21 protein-coding genes are annotated in these 18,765 nt (G+C 60.7%); all 21 read right to left on the bottom strand.

Features of this window, described 5'->3' with window-relative positions:
• Positions 1-2 precede the first annotated feature (2 nt).
• The 21 genes from fliQ to fliS all read right to left on the bottom strand — a co-directional run bounded on the left by fliQ (position 3) and on the right by fliS (position 18,710).
• Positions 3-272: a flagellar biosynthesis protein FliQ gene (gene fliQ, locus ACYZTM_RS23640; protein WP_007948918.1), complete on the bottom strand. Its 270-nt coding sequence runs from the start codon at positions 270-272 to the stop codon at positions 3-5.
• Positions 269-1,027, bottom strand: coding sequence for a flagellar type III secretion system pore protein FliP (gene fliP / locus ACYZTM_RS23635; RefSeq protein ID WP_461984934.1), 759 nt, complete (start codon positions 1,025-1,027; stop codon positions 269-271). Before fliP ends, fliQ begins: the two co-directional genes overlap by 4 nt.
• Positions 1,027-1,476 carry a flagellar biosynthetic protein FliO gene (fliO, locus tag ACYZTM_RS23630; RefSeq protein WP_461984932.1) on the bottom strand — a complete coding sequence of 150 codons (450 nt, stop codon included), beginning with the start codon at positions 1,474-1,476 and terminating at the stop codon, positions 1,027-1,029. Before fliO ends, fliP begins: the two co-directional genes overlap by 1 nt.
• Positions 1,477-1,935 carry a flagellar motor switch protein FliN gene (fliN, locus tag ACYZTM_RS23625; protein ID WP_109628591.1) on the bottom strand — a complete coding sequence of 153 codons (459 nt, stop codon included), beginning with the start codon at positions 1,933-1,935 and terminating at the stop codon, positions 1,477-1,479.
• Positions 1,936-2,000: 65 nt separating this feature from the next.
• Complete coding sequence (gene fliM / locus ACYZTM_RS23620; RefSeq protein ID WP_131061611.1) at positions 2,001-2,969, bottom strand: flagellar motor switch protein FliM; 969 nt, start codon at positions 2,967-2,969, stop codon at positions 2,001-2,003.
• A gap of 9 nt (positions 2,970-2,978) precedes the next feature.
• Positions 2,979-3,476 carry a flagellar basal body-associated protein FliL gene (gene fliL, locus ACYZTM_RS23615; protein ID WP_461984929.1) on the bottom strand — a complete coding sequence of 166 codons (498 nt, stop codon included), beginning with the start codon at positions 3,474-3,476 and terminating at the stop codon, positions 2,979-2,981.
• Between the two features lie 151 nt (positions 3,477-3,627).
• Positions 3,628-5,004, bottom strand: coding sequence for a flagellar hook-length control protein FliK (locus ACYZTM_RS23610; RefSeq protein ID WP_461984927.1), 1,377 nt, complete (start codon positions 5,002-5,004; stop codon positions 3,628-3,630).
• A 105-nt stretch (positions 5,005-5,109) separates the two neighbouring features.
• The gene (locus ACYZTM_RS23605) at positions 5,110-5,457 is read right to left on the bottom strand and encodes an Hpt domain-containing protein (RefSeq protein ID WP_461984925.1); all 348 of its coding nucleotides are present in this window, start codon (positions 5,455-5,457) and stop codon (positions 5,110-5,112) included.
• A gap of 30 nt (positions 5,458-5,487) precedes the next feature.
• Positions 5,488-7,194 carry an ATP-binding SpoIIE family protein phosphatase gene (locus ACYZTM_RS23600; RefSeq protein WP_461989194.1) on the bottom strand — a complete coding sequence of 569 codons (1,707 nt, stop codon included), beginning with the start codon at positions 7,192-7,194 and terminating at the stop codon, positions 5,488-5,490.
• 5 nt (positions 7,195-7,199) lie between these two features.
• Positions 7,200-7,505 carry an STAS domain-containing protein gene (locus ACYZTM_RS23595; RefSeq protein WP_131061615.1) on the bottom strand — a complete coding sequence of 102 codons (306 nt, stop codon included), beginning with the start codon at positions 7,503-7,505 and terminating at the stop codon, positions 7,200-7,202.
• Positions 7,506-7,717: 212 nt separating this feature from the next.
• A complete protein-coding gene (gene fliJ / locus ACYZTM_RS23590; protein WP_131061616.1) occupies positions 7,718-8,167 on the bottom strand; it encodes a flagellar export protein FliJ in 450 nt (149 codons plus the stop codon).
• Positions 8,168-8,173: 6 nt separating this feature from the next.
• On the bottom strand, positions 8,174-9,532 hold the full coding sequence (gene fliI / locus ACYZTM_RS23585; protein WP_131061617.1) for a flagellar protein export ATPase FliI: 1,359 nt from the start codon (positions 9,530-9,532) through the stop codon (positions 8,174-8,176).
• Complete coding sequence (gene fliH, locus ACYZTM_RS23580) at positions 9,522-10,331, bottom strand: flagellar assembly protein FliH (RefSeq protein WP_131061618.1); 810 nt, start codon at positions 10,329-10,331, stop codon at positions 9,522-9,524. The genes fliI and fliH overlap by 11 nt, the downstream gene beginning before the upstream one ends.
• A gap of 7 nt (positions 10,332-10,338) precedes the next feature.
• Complete coding sequence (gene fliG, locus ACYZTM_RS23575; RefSeq protein WP_131061619.1) at positions 10,339-11,358, bottom strand: flagellar motor switch protein FliG; 1,020 nt, start codon at positions 11,356-11,358, stop codon at positions 10,339-10,341.
• Positions 11,351-13,138, bottom strand: coding sequence for a flagellar basal-body MS-ring/collar protein FliF (fliF, locus tag ACYZTM_RS23570; protein WP_131061620.1), 1,788 nt, complete (start codon positions 13,136-13,138; stop codon positions 11,351-11,353). Before fliF ends, fliG begins: the two co-directional genes overlap by 8 nt.
• A 14-nt stretch (positions 13,139-13,152) precedes the next feature.
• Positions 13,153-13,482: a flagellar hook-basal body complex protein FliE gene (gene fliE / locus ACYZTM_RS23565; protein ID WP_010456962.1), complete on the bottom strand. Its 330-nt coding sequence runs from the start codon at positions 13,480-13,482 to the stop codon at positions 13,153-13,155.
• 151 nt (positions 13,483-13,633) lie between these two features.
• On the bottom strand, positions 13,634-15,013 hold the full coding sequence (locus ACYZTM_RS23560; protein WP_131061621.1) for a sigma-54-dependent transcriptional regulator: 1,380 nt from the start codon (positions 15,011-15,013) through the stop codon (positions 13,634-13,636).
• Between the two features lie 5 nt (positions 15,014-15,018).
• Complete coding sequence (locus tag ACYZTM_RS23555) at positions 15,019-16,224, bottom strand: sensor histidine kinase (RefSeq protein WP_461989193.1); 1,206 nt, start codon at positions 16,222-16,224, stop codon at positions 15,019-15,021.
• 128 nt (positions 16,225-16,352) lie between these two features.
• Positions 16,353-17,828 carry a sigma-54 dependent transcriptional regulator gene (locus ACYZTM_RS23550; RefSeq protein ID WP_131061623.1) on the bottom strand — a complete coding sequence of 492 codons (1,476 nt, stop codon included), beginning with the start codon at positions 17,826-17,828 and terminating at the stop codon, positions 16,353-16,355.
• 172 nt (positions 17,829-18,000) lie between these two features.
• A complete protein-coding gene (gene fliT / locus ACYZTM_RS23545) occupies positions 18,001-18,297 on the bottom strand; it encodes a flagellar protein FliT (protein WP_131061624.1) in 297 nt (98 codons plus the stop codon).
• A 23-nt stretch (positions 18,298-18,320) separates the two neighbouring features.
• Positions 18,321-18,710 (bottom strand): flagellar export chaperone FliS, encoded by a 390-nt coding sequence (gene fliS, locus ACYZTM_RS23540; RefSeq protein ID WP_461984920.1) that lies wholly within the window; start codon positions 18,708-18,710, stop codon positions 18,321-18,323.
• Positions 18,711-18,765: the final 55 nt, after the last annotated feature.

The following is an 18,765-nucleotide window of genomic DNA, read 5'->3' as shown; positions in this document are numbered from 1 at the left end:
GTTTAGCCGATGACCTGAGGAATACTGCCGTACAGCTGCAGGATGTATTCCATGAACGTCTGCACCAGCCACGGGCCGGCGACGATCAGCGTCACCAGCATCACCAGCAGACGCGGCAGGAAGCTCAGGGTCTGTTCGTTGATCTGCGTGGCGGCCTGAAACATCGCTACCAGCAGGCCCACCAGCAGACTCGGAATCACTAGCACGGCAACCATCATCGTGGTCAGCCACAGCGCTTCGCGGAAGATGTCTACCGCCACTTCCGGCGTCATGGCGACACACCGCCGAAGCTGCTCGCCAGGGTGCCGATGATCAACGCCCAGCCATCCACCAGCACGAACAGCATGATCTTGAACGGCAGGGAAATGATCAGCGGCGAGAGCATCATCATACCCATGGCCATCAGCACACTGGCCACGACCAGGTCGATGATCAGGAACGGAATGAAGATCATGAAGCCGATCTGGAACGCGGTTTTCAGCTCCGACGTCACGAAGGCCGGCACCAGAATGGTCAGCGGTGCCTGATCCGGCGAGGCAATGTCGGTACGCTTGGACAGGCGCATGAACAGCTCAAGATCGCTGCTGCGCGTCTGCGCCAGCATGAAGTCCTTGATCGGCACCTGGGCCTTGGCCACGGCATCCTGAGCGGTGAGTTTCTCCGCCAGATACGGCTGCAAGGCGTCCTGATTCACCCGGTCAAACACCGGCGCCATGATGAACAGCGTCAGGAACAGCGCCATGCCGGTGAGGATCTGGTTCGACGGCGTCTGTTGCAGCCCCAGGGCCTGACGCAGGATCGAGAAGACAATGATGATCCGGGTGAAGCTGGTCATCAGCATGACGAACGCCGGGATGAAACTCAGCGCGGTCATGATCAGCAGGATTTGCAGGCTGACCGAGTATTCCTGAGCGCCGCTGGCGTTGGTGCCCAGGGTGATCGCCGGGATCGACAACGGATCGGCGGCGAACGCCAGCGGCGCGGCCAGCATCAGGGCCAGCGTCAAGACGATGCGTAACGCACCCATTACTTCTTATCCTTCTGATCCTTGCCGAGTATCTTCAACAGATGCTGGGCGAACTCCGGAGTCGCTTTATCGGTGGTGGCCGGCACTTCAATCGGCTCTTTAAGCACATGCAGCGCGGTGATGGTGCCAGGGCTCAGGCCGAGCAGGATCTGCTCGTTGCCGACCTGCACCAGCATCAGTCGGTCACGCGGGCCCAAGGCACGGGAACCAACAATCTCGATCACCTGCCCTTTGCCGGCCGGCCCGGCCTGCTGGACCCGGCGCAACAGCCAGGCGAGGAAGAAGATCAACCCCAGCACCAGCAGCAAGCCGAACACCAACTGCGTCAATTGCCCGGCCACACCGCTGCTGACCGCCGGCGCAGCAGCGACCGTTGCAGCCGTGGCCACAGGTTCGGCTGCCAGAACACTGAACGGCAACGCAAGCAGAAGCCCCAGAACCTTCTTCACTCAGCGCAGCTTCTTGATACGTTCGCTTGGGCTGATCACGTCGGTCAGGCGGATGCCGAACTTCTCGTTGACCACGACCACTTCGCCGTGGGCGATCAGGGTGCCGTTGACCAGCACGTCCAGCGGCTCACCGGCCAGGCGATCCAGCTCGATCACCGAACCCTGGTTGAGTTGCAACAGGTTGCGAATGTTGATGTCGGTGCTGCCCACTTCCATGGAAATCGACACCGGGATGTCGAGGATCACGTCGAGGTTCGGACCGTCCAGGGTGACCGGGTCGTGGTTCTTCGGCACGCTGCCGAACTCTTCCATTGGCAGACGGTTGGACGGCGAGCTAGCGGCATCGGCAGCCAGCAAGGCGTCGATGTCGTCCTGGCCGGCGTCACCGGTTTCTTCCAGGGCGGCGGCCCATTCGTCAGCCAGTGCCTGGTCGTCCTGGGCGTTCATATCGTCGTTCATCATTTGTCCTCGGCGGGCAACTGCTCAATCAAGAGCAGCCAATTAAAAGGGGGTTGGAGCGCCGGTCAGCGGCGCTCGATCGGCTCGATCACCTGCAACGCGAGGTTGCCTTTGTGCGAGCCCATCTTGACCTTGAAGGCCGGCACGCCGTTGGCGCGCATGATCATTTCTTCCGGCATTTCGACCGGGATCACATCCCCCGGCTGCATGTGCAGAATGTCGCGCAAGCGCAACTGGCGACGGGCAACCGTGGCACCGATCGGCACGTCGACGTCCAGCACGTCCTGGCGCAGGGCGTTGACCCAACGCTCGTCCTGATCGTCCAGGTCCGACTGGAAGCCGGCGTCGAGCATTTCGCGCACCGGCTCAATCATCGAGTACGGCATGGTCACGTGCAGGTCGCCGCCACCGCCATCGAGTTCGATGTGGAAAGTCGAGACCACCACCGCTTCGCTCGGGCCGACGATGTTGGCCATGGCCGGGTTCACTTCCGAGTTGATGTACTCGAAGTTAACTTCCATGATTGCCTGCCAGGCCTCCTTCAAATCGACGAAGGCCTGCTCCAGCACCATGCGTACGACGCGCAGTTCGGTGGGGGTGAATTCACGCCCTTCGATCTTGGCGTGACGGCCGTCGCCGCCGAAGAAGTTGTCCACCAGTTTGAACACCAGTTTGGCGTCGAGGATGAACAGCGCGGTGCCGCGCAACGGCTTGACCTTGACCAGGTTGAGACTGGTCGGCACGTACAGCGAGTGCACGTATTCGCCGAACTTCATCACCTGCACACCACCGACGGCAACGTCCGCCGAGCGGCGCAGCATGTTGAACATGCTGATGCGGGTGTAGCGGGCGAAACGCTCGTTGATCATTTCCAGGGTCGGCATACGTCCGCGGACGATGCGATCCTGGCTGGTCAGGTCGTAGCTTTTGACGCTGCCGGGTTCAGCAACGTTATCGGTCTGTACCAGACCATCGTCGACGCCATGCAACAGCGCATCGATCTCATCCTGGGACAGCAGGTCCTGCACGGCCATGTCGTGTTCCTACTGCAGTACGAAATTAGTAAAAAGCAGCTGTTCGATAACCACTTTGCCGAGTTCTTTCTGCGCCACTTCCTGGACGCTGGCCGTGGCCTTCTGACGCAACATCTCCTGGCCGACCGGGGTCGCCAGCGTGGCAAAATCCTGGCCGGAGAACAGCATGACCAGATTATTGCGGATCAACGGCATGTGCACTTTGAGCGCATCCAGATCGGCCTGATTGCGCCCTAGCATGGTGATACTCACCTGCATGAAGCTCTGGCGGCCGTTCTGTTTGTAGTTGGCCACGAAGGCCGGGGCCATGGGCTCGAAAATCGCTGGTTGCTTGCCGACCACGGCGGTTTCAGCGGCGGCAGGCTTGCTCTGGGCGCTGTGCATGAAGAACCAGGTCGCCCCCACGGACATGCCGATCGCCAGCAGCAGGGCCACCACGATCACAATGATCAGCTTGATCTTGCCTTTGGTTGCGGGGTCTTTTACTACTGCGTCGCTCTTCGCCATGCCAATAATCCGTCACTATTCGGGTTTTCACAGTCGCACGGCAAGGCAAGAGCAAGTGTTATGCCAGAAGTGTCGGGAGGTATGGGAGACAGCGAATGGAGATCAACTGTAGGAGCGCCGAACCGCTCGCTCCTACAGGGAACGTGTTGGATCAGGCGTAGTAATCGACGGCGCTGGAGCCGATCACGCTGGTGGCGGTGGCTGCCACTTCGGCGACACTCGGTGCAACCTCGTCATCCATGTCATCGAGGCGTCCGCCGCTGGCGCTGGTCCGACCGCCCTGCCCCTGTTGAGCCTGATCCTGCCCCTGCCCCTGCCAGCCACGAGACTGATCGGACACGTTGACGTCGACCTGACCCATGCCTTGTTGCGCAAACATGTCACGCAGACGATGCATCTGGCTGTCCAGCGCTTCGCGAACGCTTGGATGGGCGCTCATGAAGGTAACCTGGGTCTGCTGATCCGGAACCATGTTCACCCGGATATCGAGACGCCCCAGCTCAGCCGGTTGCAACTGGATGTCGGCCGCCTTGAGGTTGGCGCTGGAGAGGTACATGACGCGGTTGACCACTTCCTCGGTCCAGCCGCTCTGATGCATCGCGATCGGCTGGTTCACCGGCAAGGCATTGGCGGTTTTCGGTGTGGCCGCCTGGGTCAGTGCCGCCAGGCGGTTGGCGAAGTCATCGACACGGGTATCGCTGCTGGTGGACGTCAAATCCTTGAGGCCGCTATCGATCAAACCACTGAAGGTTTTCTCGCCGCCCTGACTGGTGCTGTCCTTGTCGGCTTGCACATCGAGCATGCTCGCCATGCCGGCGGCAAAGTTCTGCGCCGTCGTCAGTTCACCGTCAGCCTGGGTTTGGGCAGGCGTGGCTTTTGGCTGGGACTGGCTGCTAGCGGATACATGACCGCTCTGCTCCATGGCCATGCGCACGGCGGGCAGCGCGTCGAGTGGATCAGCTTCCGGATCGAATTCGCTATCGGTGACGGGCGCTGCTTGCGCGGTCGCGGCAACGACGGCGGCGGCAACCGGCGCTTCAACCTGTGGCGCTGCGCTCGTGACAACGGGCGCAGTAGTTTGCGCGACCGGCACGGTCACCAGCGGTTGCACTGCCTGCATCAACGCAGGATCAAGGGCCGGATCGAGGCTCGGATCAACGGGCGCCGTATCGGTCACCAGCGTTTCGGTGGTCCCGGGCTGGTCGTCGCTGGCAGTGGCGTCGTCAGTCGGCGCCGGTTTATCGGCGGGCAAGGAATTGCCGCTATCGGCAACCGCAGGTTCCGGGGCGGCAGGCTTATCACTGCTGGCATCCGGTTTGCCGGAGCCTTGCGCAGCATTGTCGGTCGCAGGTCTGGTCGATTTATCAGCGACCACAGAAGGCTTGTTCCGGGCTTGATTGGCGTAGACATCAGCGAAGCTGGACGCCTTGTCCCCTGGCTCAGCGGCCGGCGCCGGGGTATTGGCGGAGGCGGCTTGAGTCTTGGCCGTCGCGACGGCCTGTAGAAGCGAATTGGGGGTAACGGGCATAAAACGGTCTCCGCTGCACTGGGATCGTAGGTACAGTTGAGTGAGATAACTGCAAAGGTCGAGCCAAATTAACTCGACAGGCGCCAAAAGCGCCGGACGGTCACGTTAGTCAGCCAGAGAGCGCTGGCGCTCCGCCTCATACAGTGGACGGACAATGGCGAATTCGCCGTCGATTTCGCCGACCAGTTTTTCAATACCAGTGAGGCTTTTTTGCCTGGCGCGCTGCTCAAGCTCATTGCACAGCTCAGCCAGGCGAATGGCGCCCATATTGCTGCTGCTGCCCTTGAAGCTATGGGCAGCGTTCATGAGTTGTGCGGCATCTTCGGCTTTGCGCAAGATGCGCAAGCGTTCTTCGGAGTCGGCGATGAAGGTATCCAGCAACGTCGGATACTCACCCTCCATGACTTCCTGCAACGCGCTCAGCACGTCGCGGTCCAGATGTGTGTCAGCCACTTGCTCACTCCTTGATCAAGAATGGGTGAATTATGCCAGAGCCTCCCAGAAAAACTCCACGCTTGCACTTCGACCGTCGTCCGACCAGCTCGCGCTACGGCTCAATTGGCGGATCAGACTGACGCCACGCCCCGACAGACGGCTGCCATCGACAGGACGCTCCATCACCCGCGCCACATCAAAGCCCTTGCCGCTGTCTTCGACCCGCACAATCAGGCTCCCGCCCTTGCCCGTCGGCACGACCTGCAAATGCACCCGCACATAGCCGTCGTGCAACGCCTCCAGCCGCTCATTGCGCGCTTGATAATAGCGTGCGAACCCCGAAGCATCACGTTTGAGACTTGAATCCAGACCGAGCACGCCGTGTTCCAGGGCGTTGGAGTAAAGCTCTGCCAACACACTGTAGAGCGCACCACTCTGAGCCCGCAGGCCGTGGACCTCAAGCAGCAATTGCAAAAGATACGGCAGCGGATTGAAACGTTTGAGGGTCGCGGCGCGAAACTCGAAACTCACCGACCAGTCCAGCGGACAGGACTGGCCGCTGTCGGAATACACCGGCGCTGGTGGAGTCAGTTGCGCCGCCTCCAGCAGACTGACCTCGACCATGCTCACGTCATCGCGCGCCTCGCCACGAAAGTCCCGCAGCGCCTGCTCGATCTCCTCGAACAGCGCGCCTGGCTGGCGATTGGCCGCGAACACCCGCTGCAACCGCTCCACACCAAACAACTGTTCGTTGGCATCGCAGGTATCGATGACCCCGTCGGACAGCAGGAACACCCGATCGCCGACGGCCATCGGAAACACTTCGGTGCGGTCATTGAAGGTTTGCGGGCTCAGCACACCCAGCGGCAAGTGCCGCGCCGGCAGCGGCGTACGCTCACCGCTGGCGATGCTGTGCAAGTAACCGTCCGGCATCCCGCCGTTCCAGACTTCCACCGAGCGTCGCTGAAAGCTCAGGCACAGCAAAGTGGCGCAGCAGAACATGTCCACCGGCAAGATGCGTTTGAGCTTGGCGTTCATTTCGCGCAGGGTTTCAGCCAGGCCGTAACCCTTGGCGGTCATGCCGTAGAAGACTTCAGCCAGGGGCATGGCGCCCACGGCGGCCGGCAAACCGTGGCCGGTGAAATCGCCCAGCAGCACGTGCATGTCGCCGGCGGGGGTGAACGCCGCGAGCAGCAGATCGCCGTTGAACAGCGCATAAGGGGATTGCAGGTAGCGGATGTTCGGCGCACTCAGGCAGCCCGAATGCGCCACCTTGTCAAACACGGCCTTGGCCACCCGCTGCTCGTTGAGCAAGTAATCATGATGCTTGGCGATCAAGTCACGTTGCTGCAACACCGTGGCCTGCAACCGGCGCAAGCGGTCCATCGCCTTGATCTTGGCGGCGAGGATCACCTGGTTGTACGGCTTTGCCAGAAAATCGTCGCCGCCGGCCTCCAGACACCGGGCCAGGGCCTCGCTTTCGGTCAGCGAGGTCAGGAAGATAATCGGCACCAGGGTTTCCCCAGCCAACGCCTTGATCTGGCGTGCCGCCTCGAAACCGTCCATCACCGGCATCATGGCGTCCATCAACACCAGGTGCGGCCGTTGCTCGCGAAACGCTTCGACCGCTTCGGCACCGTTGGCAGCCGTCAGCACTTCATGGCCCTGGCGTCGGACGATCGTCGACAGCAGCATGCGATCGGCCGCGCTGTCTTCGGCGATGAGGATCGTCAGCGATTCAAGCGACGGCTGCATGGCGGTCATGCAACGTCGAAGATTTGTTCGAAATTGGAGATGGCGAGAATCTTGCGCACATCGGCGTTGGCGTTGGTCAACGTGATTTCGGCATTCTCACCGCCGGCGTGATCACGCAACAGCAGGAGCATGCCGAGCGCGGAACTGTCGAGGTAGGTGGCTGCTTTAAGATCCACCTCGAACGATTCGGGCTTTTGCTCAAGCCTCTCGTAGGATTCTCGGAATTCCTGATGCTTGGCGAAATCGAATCGACCCTCGACCGAAATCGTCAGCTTTTTCCCATCCTGGGAGACTTTTGTAACGACTGGCATTTATCGGCTTCCTTGTCATGGGTGAACGTACGTGTACAAGGTTTAGCACTTGGCGGAGATGGGAGCAAGGCGGGAAATTGCTGAGTCTTTGAGGACGCCTTCGCGGGCAAGCCTCGCTCCTACAGGTTTTGTGTCGTTCACGCATTATGGACAGCACATAACCTGTAGGAGCGAGGCTTGCCCGCGAAGAACGATAACGCGGTCCGACTGACTCAGTACGGATCATGCCGCGGCAACCGCTGGGACAACTCATCCAGCAGCTTCTGCTCGCGCTTGTCTTCCAGCTTCCGCGCCTCGTCCATGTAGCGTTGTACAAGTTTGCGCAAGCCTTCAACCCGGGCAAACGCCTGTTGCCAGGAATCGCGCGCCTTGTTCAGGTTGTTCTGGTGCCAGTTCAGGCTCTGACGCTGCTGATCGATGGCTGTGCCCAGTTGCGCAAGAAAGCCCTGGTAGCCGAGCAACCACTGGCCGGAAACGCCCGAGCTGCCGCGCACGATCCATTGCTCCTGGTATTCGAGGCGGAAGTTTTCGAGGTCGGCGAGTTTGCTTTCCGCCACACGAACCTGGCCCTGGAAGTGCCCGAGGCGCATGACCGCGGTTTTTTCGGCCTTTTCGGCCATTTCCACCACGGGTGCCAGGCGTGCCGCGCGGCTCTGGGCCATGGCCGGTTAGCCGCCCGCTGCCGGGGCGAAAATCGAGGCAAGGTGGTTTTCGCTGGCGCCCATGCCGATGTTGTCGTTCAAGCCCTGACGCAGATAAGTGGTCATGGCCGGCTGCAGGGAAATCGCGATGTCGGTTTCTCGATCACCACCCGGCACGTAGGCACCGACGCTGATCAAGTCGCGGCTTTGCTGATAACGCGACCAATACTGCTTGAACATCTGCGCGCGCGACATGTGCTCGGGGCTGACCACCGATGGCATGACCCGGCTGATGGAGGCTTCGATATCGATGGCCGGGTAATGACCTTCTTCCGCCAGGCGCCGGGACAGCACGATGTGCCCGTCGAGCACGCCTCGCGCCGAGTCGGCAATCGGGTCCTGCTGGTCATCGCCTTCGGACAGTACGGTGTAGAACGCGGTGATCGAACCGCCGCCCTTCTCGGCATTACCGGCCCGCTCCACCAGTTTCGGTAGTTTAGCGAACACCGATGGCGGATAACCCTTGGTCGCTGGCGGCTCACCGATGGCCAGGGCGATTTCTCGCTGGGCCTGGGCGAATCGGGTCAGGGAATCCATGAGCAACAGGACGTTTTTGCCCTTGTCACGGAAATACTCGGCGATTCGCGTGCAGTACATAGCCGCGCGCAGACGCATCAGCGGCGCATCGTCCGCCGGGGACGCCACGACGACAGAACGCTTGAGCCCTTCTTCACCGAGGATGTGCTCGATGAATTCTTTAACTTCACGACCCCGCTCACCGATCAGCCCGACGACGATAATGTCAGCCTCGGTGAAGCGGGTCATCATGCCCAGCAGCACGGATTTACCGACGCCGGTACCGGCGAACAGACCGAGACGCTGACCGCGGCCGACCGTCAACAAACCGTTGATGGTGCGAATACCCACGTCCAGCGGCTCGCTGATCGGTTCGCGCTTGAGCGGGTTGATGGTCGGGCCGTCCATCGGCACCCAGTCTTCGGCCTTCATGCCGCCCTTGCCGTCCAGCGCACGACCGGCGCCGTCAAGCACCCGTCCGAGCATGCTCATGCCCATCGGCAAGCGGCCGGTGTCCGCCATAGGAACCACGCGGGCACCGGGCGCAATGCCGGCGACGCTGCCGACGGGCATCAGGAACACCTTGCTGCCGGAGAAGCCCATGACTTCGGCTTCGACTTGCACCGGGTGATAACTGTCATCGTTGATGACCATGCAGCGGCTGCCCATGGCGGCGCGCAAACCTTCGGCTTCGAGGGTCAGGCCGACCATACGCAGCAGGCGGCCTTCAAGGATCGGCGCGCCGGCAAGCTCCGTGGCCTCGGCGTAACTGCCAAGGCGCTTGGCGAAGCTGGTGCGATCAAGGCGCATCGGGGTCGTCCAGTGTTGGCTCGACCGCAGCGACCGCAGGTTTTTCGTCGACCGGCAGCTCCAGGCTCAAGTCCGGCGCAGCCGGGTGCAAGGCCTGGTCATGCAACTGATCGAACAGCTTGGCCATGACCTGGGCGACGCGGGTTTCAACGGTGGCGTCGATGCGACTGTGTTCGGTCTCGACCCGGCAACCGCCGGGCAGTAGGGACTCGTCCTCGACGATGCGCCAGGTTTCTTCATGGCGCTCGCGCAGGGCTTTGACCTGTTCGAAATCTTGCGGGTTGATGTACAGCCGCACATTGCCCACGCCCAACGGCAACAGCTTGAGGGCTTCGCGCATGACCTGTTCGATTTGCGTCGAGTCGATGGCCAGTTCGCGCTGGATCACCTGCTTGGTGATGTGCTGCACGAGGTCGACCAGGGACTTCTCGATCTGGGTGTCCTGCTCGGCAATAGGCTCGAACAGGTTGGCCATCAGCTGCTCCAGGCCCGCGACCTTCGGTGCCAGGACGGCTTCGGCTTCCTGACGGACCTTGAGCGTGGTGCTGTGAAAACCTTCTTTCTCGCCCGTGGCGAAGCCTTCGTTGTAGGCCTCCTGGCGAATGCTTTCGAGCTCTTCGAGGGTCAGTGGCTGGACTTCATCCAGCGGCACTTCTTCCATTTCCGGCGGCTCGGGCTCGGGCTCCGGCTCGGGTTCCGGCACAAAAGGATCGAAGCTGGGCAACGCCCAAACGTCGAAACCGGCGACGGCCTTGCCTCGGATCAGGTCGGTCTGGGACTCATCATGTTTGGACGACATAGTGACCTTAGATCATCTCTTCGCCGCCCTTCCCGCCGAGAACGATTTCTCCGGCTTCGGCCATACGGCGGGCAATGGTGAGGATTTCTTTCTGCGCGGTTTCCACGTCGCTGACGCGCACCGGGCCTTTGGCCTCGAGGTCGTCGCGCAACAGTTCGGCCGCCCGCTTGGACATGTTCTTGAAGATCTTCTCTTTGACGCCTTCGTCCGAACCCTTGAGGGCCAGCACCAGCACGTCGGAGGACACTTCGCGCAGCAGCGCCTGAATCCCGCGGTCGTCGACATCGGACAAGTTGTTGAACACGAACATGAGGTCTTCGATCTGACCGGACAGGTCTTCGTCGACTTCGCGGATCGAGTCCATCAGCTGACCTTCGATCGAGCTGTCGAGGAAGTTCATGATATCGGCCGCACGCTTGATGCCACCCAGGGTGGTGCGCGCGGCATTCGAGTTACCGGAGAACTGCTTCTCGAGAATCTGGTTGAGTTCTTTCAGGGCCGCCGGCTGCACAGTGTTCAGCGAGGACACCCGCAGAATGATGTCCAGACGCACCTTGTGGTCGAAGTTGCCGAGCACTTCACCGGCCTGGTCCGGATCGAGGTACGCCACGACGATCGCCTGGATCTGCGGGTGCTCGTAACGGATCACGTCGGCGACGGCGCGCGGCTCCATCCACTTCAGGCTGTCGAGGCCGCTGGTGTTGCCGCCCAGCAGGATGCGGTCGATCAGGCCATTGGCCTTGTCTTCGCCCAGTGCCTGAGTGAGCATTTTGCGCACGTAGTCGTCGGAGCCGACGCCGAGGCTGGTCTGGTCGCCGACGATGTCGACGAACTCGCTCATCACCTGCTCGACTTGCTCGCGGTGCACATTACCCATTTGCGCCATGGCCACACCCACACGCTGGACCTCTTTGGGCCCCATGTGGCGCAGCACCTGGGCGGCATCGGTTGACCCCAGCGACAGCAGCAGAATCGCGGCTTTGTCGACCTTGGTCAGTTTGGCGGCAACGGCTCGGTTATCACTCATCTGCGTTAATCCACTCTTTCACGACCTGGGCCACGCGACCCGGATCTTCTGCCACCAGACTCTTGATTGCGTTCAACTGTGCGTCATAGCCTTCGCTCGGGCTCGGCAGCAGGATGCTGGCCGGGCCACCGAGGCTGACGCGGTCGTTGGCCAGTTCGCCGTCCAGACCGCCCATGCCACCCAGTTCGACGTCGCTACCCAAGCCTGCTAGCTGTTTGCCTTTGCCGCCACCGGTGATGTTGTTGAGCACCGGACGCAGCACACCGAACACCAGCACCAGGATGAACAAGACACCCAGCACTTGTTTGACGATGTCCCAGAACCATGGCTGGGAGTAGAACGCAATATCGGCAATCACTTCACCGCGCTCGGCGGAAAACGGCATGTTGATCACGCTGACGCTGTCGCCACGGCTGGCGTCGAAGCCGACGGCGTCCTGTACCAGGCGAGTGAAGCGCGCCAATTCATCGGCGCTCCACGGCGCACGAGTGGTTTCGCCGTTGGCTGCGTTGAGCTTGACCTGATCGTCCACCACCACCGACACCGACAGACGATTCAAACGGCCTTGCTGTTGCTTGGTGTGGCTGATGGAACGGTCGAGTTCGAAGTTCTTGGTGGATTGTTGACGCTTGTCCGCCGGGTACGGTGCGAGCATGGGCTGGCCGGTGGCCGGGTCCATGATCTGCTGACCGTTGGCATCAATCAATGGCTGGCCTGGCTGCACCATGCCGGCCGACGCGGTAGCGCCACCGGTGGTTTGCGGCGCGGAGGCTGGCGCTGGTGGCTGGTTGCTCAAAGCACCCGGCACACCTTGCGGGCCATTGCTGGCGGTGCGTTGTTCATTGACCGACTGCTCGCTGCGCAAGGCCGGTTGATCCGGGTTGAACTGCTCGGAGGTTGACTCGACGGCACTGAAGTCCACGTCTGCCGACACTTCTGCTTTATAGCGGTCGTTGCCCAACACCGGTTGCAGAATGTTGTGTACGCGCTGGGTCAGCATGGTTTCCATGCGACGGCTGTAATCGAATTGCTTGCCGGCCATGGTCAGTTCGGAATTTTCCGCCTGATCCGACAGCAGGTTGCCCTTCTGGTCGACCACGGTGATCTGGGATTTGCTGAGCTCGGGAACGCTGGTCGCGACCAGGTTGATGATCGCCACCACCTGACCCGGCTCCAGCGAGCGGCCGGAATACAGTTCAACCAGCACCGAAGCGCTTGGCTTGCGTTCGTCACGCACGAACACCGAGCTCTTCGGAATCGCCAAGTGCACGCGGGCACCCTTGACGTTGTTCAGGCTGGAAATGGTGCGAGCCAATTCGCCTTCGAGGCCGCGACGATAACGGGTCGCTTCCATGAACTGGCTGGTCCCCAGGCCCTGGTCCTTGTCGAGGATTTCAAAACCGATGTTGCCGTCGCTGGGAGTGACACCAGAGGCCGCGAGCTTGAGCCGCGCACGGGACAGGTCATCGGCCTTGACCAGCAAGGCACCGGAGTTGGGTTCAACGTTGTAGGGAATATCGGCGGCGGCCAGGGTTTCCATGACCTGCTTGGCGTCCATACCGGCAAGGCTGCCGTACAGAGGCCGGTAGTCCGGTTGCTGGGACCACAACACCACGGCGAAGCCAATCGCCACGCTCGCCGCCAAGCCGACCAACAGGCCCACCTGACGCAACATGGTCATCTCGGAGAGGTTTTCCAGGAAGGACAACCCGAACAGCGGCGGTTTGCCGTCTATCGGAGTGGCCTTGGCCGGAACGTTATCAGCGACTGCTTCTGCCATGACTCAATTCGTCCTTAAACCGGCATCTGCATGATGTCTTGGTATGCCTGAACCAGCTTGTTGCGCACTTGGGTCAACGCCTGAAAAGACACGCTGGCCTTCTGCGAGGAAATCATTACATCCGTCAGGTCGACGCCACTTTTGCCAATCTCGAAGGCACTGGCCAACTGACTGGACGCCTGCTGGGTGTCGTTCACTTTATTGACGGCCTGACCGAGCATGTCGGAAAAGCTGCTGCCACCCAGTTCAGGGACTGCGGCAGTCGATTTAGGCGCAGACATGGCATCCATTTGCATGGAGCGCATGTCGAGCATCAACCGATTAAATTCAATACCTTGGCTCATCGTCTACTCTCGTTGGCGACCCGCAATTTTTTGACACTCACTCGGCGGGTAGTGAGGTGTTAGCAACAAGGGTGCCAGCTCCGAGGCCACTCTGAACAAAAGCCCTTCCTTAGCCCTCATTCCAATCCTTCAAGCTGCTACAAAAATCGAATCAGGTGGCGAACAAGTACGCTTCCACGTCCATTCCGGCATCGCGCATCTGCGCCAGCTTGTAGCGCAAGGTGCGCGGGCTGATACCCAATCGCTCGGCGGCTTCTTTACGGCGGCCGCGTTCGGTGCGCAAGGTGTCGATGATCATCTGGAATTCACGGCGGCGCAGGTCATCGCCCAACGCCCCAGCCGATTCGGCTTCGACCTCCACGGCCCGGACAGGCACCAAAGCAGGCAACGGTGCACAGGCCACCGACCCGGACAGGCAGAAATCCTGAGGCTGGATCAAACCACCCTGCTGCAGAATCAAGGCGCGCTGGATCGCGTTGTCCAGTTCACGCACGTTGCCCGGCCACGGATAACCGATCAGGCACGCCTGTGCCTCGGGCGACAGTTTCGCCGCGGCATGCTTCATTTTATTGACGTGTTTGGCCAACAGACGCTCGGCCAGCGGCAGGATGTCGGCGGTGCGCTCGCGCAGCGGACGCCAGGCCAGCGGAAACACCGATAACCGATAGAAGAGATCTTCACGAAACCGCCCTGCCGCCACTTCACCGGACAGATCACGGTTGGTGGTCGCCACAACCCGAATGTCCAGGGTAATCGGCTTGCGCGCGCCGACCCGTTCGACTTCGCGCTCCTGCAACACACGCAGCAACTTGGCCTGGAGCCCGAGGGGCATTTCAGAAATTTCGTCGAGCAGGATCGTCCCGCCATCGGCCTGCTCGAACTTGCCGGCCTGCGCCGCGATGGCACCGGTGAACGAACCTTTTTCGTGACCGAACAAGGTAGCTTCTAGCATGTTGTCGGGGATCGCCGCGCAGTTGATCGCAATGAACGGCTGACTGGCGCGATGGGAGTGCTGATGAATGTAGCGCGCCAAGACTTCTTTACCGGTACCGGACTCGCCGGAGATCAACACCGTCGAATCACTGCGTGCGACCCGTGCGGCCAGTTCCAGCAACTGCACGCTGGCCGGCTCGAAAGCGATCGGCCCTTCGCTCTCGGTCGCACCGAGCGCGCCCAATGCGTGCCGCGCCACCAAGTCGAGCAAGGCTTTAGGCTCGAACGGCTTGACCAGGTAATCCGCCGCGCCCTGGCGCATCGCATCGACGGCCCGCTCGACGGCGCCGTGAGCGGTCATCAGCAACACGGGTAACTGCGGCTGGCGCGCGCGCAGCAACGCGAGCAGCTGATGGCCGTCCATGCCCGGCATGTTGACGTCGCTGATCACCAGACTGAACACCTCATTGCCGACCGTCGCGAGCGCCTCTTCCGCCGAACCGACCGCCGTGTAGTCGTGCCCCGCCAGCAGCAGCGTATCGGCCAGCGCTTCGCGAAGTGCGCGGTCGTCCTCGACCAGCAGAACCTTGATTGCCATGTCCTTCACTCCGCTCCCTGAGCGCTAGGCTGTTCACCGAAAAAAAGCGGCAGGATGACCTGCGCACACGTGCCGCGACCCGGCCGCGAGCGCAACTGCAATTCTCCCTGATGAGCACGGGCCACTGCCTTGACCACGGTCAGGCCCAGGCCGGTTCCGGTGGTTTTAGTGGTAAAAAACGGCTCGCCCAGGCGCGCCAGCACTTTGCCGTCGATGCCGCTGCCGCTGTCACTGACACACACGCGCAGGTTGTTTTCACGGGCGTAGAAATGCACCTTCAATCGAACATCGCCAGTACTGGCCTGAATCGCGTTCTCGATCAGGTTGAGAATCGCGCCGACCAGAGTGTCGCGGTTGCACAGTAATTCGCCTGCATGACTGTCGCACTGCCAGCGAATCGGCAGGTCTTGCACATGAGTTAGCGCCGCCGATTGCAGCGACTGCATCAGCTGCTTGGGCGTGACGCGGTCAGTCAACGGCAACTCGCCGCGAGCGAACACCAACATGTCGCGGACCTGATGCTCCAGCTCATGCAAACGCTCTTTCAGGCGCCCGGCGAAACGCTGCTGCGTGGCGACCGGTAATTCCTGTTCAGTCAAATGACTGGCGTAGAGCAAGGCAGCGGACAGCGGTGTACGAATTTGATGGGCCAACGAAGCGACCATGCGACCGAGGGACGACAGGCGTTCGTGACGGGCCAGTTGATCTTGCAGATGACGGGTTTCAGTCAGGTCGTTGAGCAACACCAACTGCCCAGGCTCGGCATCCAGCGAGCGAGTGGCGATCGACAGACGCCGACCGTCCTTGAGGGAGATTTCGTGACCGTCGTCTTCCCGGGGTGCAAAGCAGCGCGCAATGACATGGCGCCAGAGTTCGCCTTCGAGGGGTAGACCGAGCAACTCGCAGGCCGCCGGGTTGGCTTCGCGCACGATGCCCTGGGCATCGATGACGATGACGCCGCCAGGCAACAGATCGAGGAGGTTTTGCAGACGGTTGGCCAGGCGTTCTTTTTCCGCCAGCTCTTGCATGCGCTGAGCGCTGACCACCGCCAGCTCGCCCTTGAGCTCGGTGACCCGGGCCTCAAGCATGCTGTAGGAATCGGTCAACTGGCTCGACATCTGGCTGAACAGCGAGAACGCCTGCTCAAGGCCAAGCCGGCTTGCCTGCTCTACGGACGACGGTTGCCCCGAAACATCAGGGACAGGAGACATCTGGGCGGCTTGGGGCATCGTGCTCTCTCGCTTGGCTGACCGTCAGTTAAACGGAACGTTGCGAGGGATGTAGCAATACCCGTGCCTAAAAAAAAACGCCTACAAATGAACGACTTGAAAAACAGGCGTCAATCATCCGCCTGTTCATCACCGTCGCGACGGCTCATGCCGTACTTGCGCATCTTTTCCACCAGCGTGGTGCGACGAATACGCAGGCGTTCTGCAGCGCGGGCAACGATGCCATTGGCATCATCCAGCGCCTGCTGAATCAACCCTTGCTCCAGACCACCGAGGTAGTCTTTCAAGTCGAGGCCTTCCGGCGGCAGCAGGGCGTTGGCGGTGAAGTCCGGGGTATGGCCGTTGATGGCCACTCGTTCTTCAAGGTCGCTGCGCAGGCTGTCGACCAGCTGCTCGTCTTCGTCATCGACGTAACGGAATTTCTTCGGCAATTCGACCACGCCGATCACCCCGTACGGATGCATGATCGCCATGCGCTCCACCAGGTTGGCGAGTTCGCGAACGTTGCCCGGCCAGCCGTGACGGCACAGCGACATGATCGCCGCCGAGTTGAAGCGGATCGAACCGCGCTTCTCGTGCTCCATGCGCGAGATCAACTCGTTCATCAGCAACGGGATGTCCTCGACACGTTCGCGCAGCGGCGCCATCTCGATCGGGAACACGTTCAGGCGGTAGTACAAGTCTTCGCGGAAGGTGCCGATCTCGATCATGCTTTCGAGATTCTTGTGAGTCGCCGCAATGATGCGCACATCGACGCTCTGGGTCTTGTTGCTGCCCACGCGCTCGAAGGTGCGCTCCTGCAACACGCGCAGCAACTTGACCTGCATCGGCAGCGGCATGTCGCCGATTTCGTCGAGAAACAGGGTGCCGCCGTTGGCCAGTTCGAAACGCCCGGCACGACTGGTAATGGCGCCGGTGAAAGCACCCTTCTCGTGGCCGAACAATTCGCTTTCCAGCAACTCGGCCGGGATCGCCCCGCAGTTGACCGGAACGAACGGCGCATCACGACGCTTGGAGTGGTAGTGCAGGTTGCGCGCGACCACTTCCTTGCCGGTGCCGGACTCGCCGAGGATCAACACACTGGCGTCGGTGTCGGCCACTTGTTGCATCATCTGACGGACGTGCTGGATCGCCCGGCTGGTGCCGACAAGACTGCGAAAAAGATTGGGTTCGCGATGACGACCGCGCTCGCGGGCCTGGTCATACATCTCACGATAGACCTGGGCACGGTGCAGCGAGTCGAGCAGTTTGCTGTAGCTGGGCGGCATTTCGAGGGTCGAAAGCACACGGCGACGCTGGTCTTCAGGCAAGTCAACGGAAGAATTATCGCCCATTAACAAAACCGGAAGGAACTCATCCCAGGTAGCGAGTGTCTTTAACAAGCCCGGAAGTGCGCCAGGCGCATTGACCGTCCCGATGAGGACGCAGATCACTTCACGACTTGACGACAATGAGCCGACAGCCTGCTGCCAGTCATGGCTACCGCAGGGTAAATTTTCTTCGCCAAGAAAATTTAATATCACCGCCAAGTCGCGACGGCGGACGCTATCGTCATCAATCAGCAGAATTTTGGTTTCACGCCACATGCAATAGCAACTTCCCTAGTCAACTCAATGCCCAAAATGAGGGGCAAGCTAGACGCTTGCAGACACGTTATGCCTGTAGACGCCTGAAATGTTCAACCAGCCACTAGTTAAGTCAAAAAACCGTGCACAGTCAAATTTATGGCGCACTATGTTTGGATTAACCGGGGATTAATTAACCAAACAGATGGTAAACCTTTGCCGCACGCTGCGCTTGGGTGACTTGCGACATTTCATCGACTATCGCCTGACGCTCGCCCATAGTCGCCGTCAATAATTCCTTGTACACCTCCAGCAGCCCTTCCAGATTGGCCCGGAGCGCTTCTTCGTCGACCGGTGCCTCGCTCAGCGCATCATCAACGCATTCACGACAGGTCGCGTCCAGCTCGCCAATCGCGTCCCAATTGCGCGCAGCCAAAGCGTCGACCAAGGCTTCACGGGTTTCTTCAATGCGGTGCAGTGCATGACTCATGACGTCATCCTCGGCCGTCAGGCCTAGTGGTTGGCGATTGTATCCCACCCGCTTTTCAGGGTTTCGAGCAAGCCGGAAACTTCATCGATGATTGCCGCGTCGTTATCGCGATTGGCTTCCATCAGGCGCGTCATCATGTAGGCATACAAGTTGTCGAGTTGCTGCAGCGACGCCGGGTCTTCGGTCTTTTCCGGGTTCAGGCCGTCACGCAAGCCGATAACGATGTCGACCGCCTTGCCCAGCATCAACCCCTTGAGAGCGATGTCGCCACGCTCCATTGCACCCTTGGCTTGCGCCATGCGATCCAGCCCGCCTTCCATCAGCAACTGCACCAGGCGATGCGGATTGGCTTCAGAGATTTGAGCATGGGAATTGACCTTCTGGTATTGGCGAAGGGCTCTCATGGGGTTCATGTTTCTACCTCGTGACAGACAACAACTGAAAAAGGGACTGCTCTGATCATTATGT

It is taken from the genome of Pseudomonas sp. MDT2-39-1, from assembly GCF_054898085.1.
The sequence above is the reverse complement of the archived record's forward strand: the minus strand, read 5'-3'. Positions and strand labels throughout refer to the sequence as shown.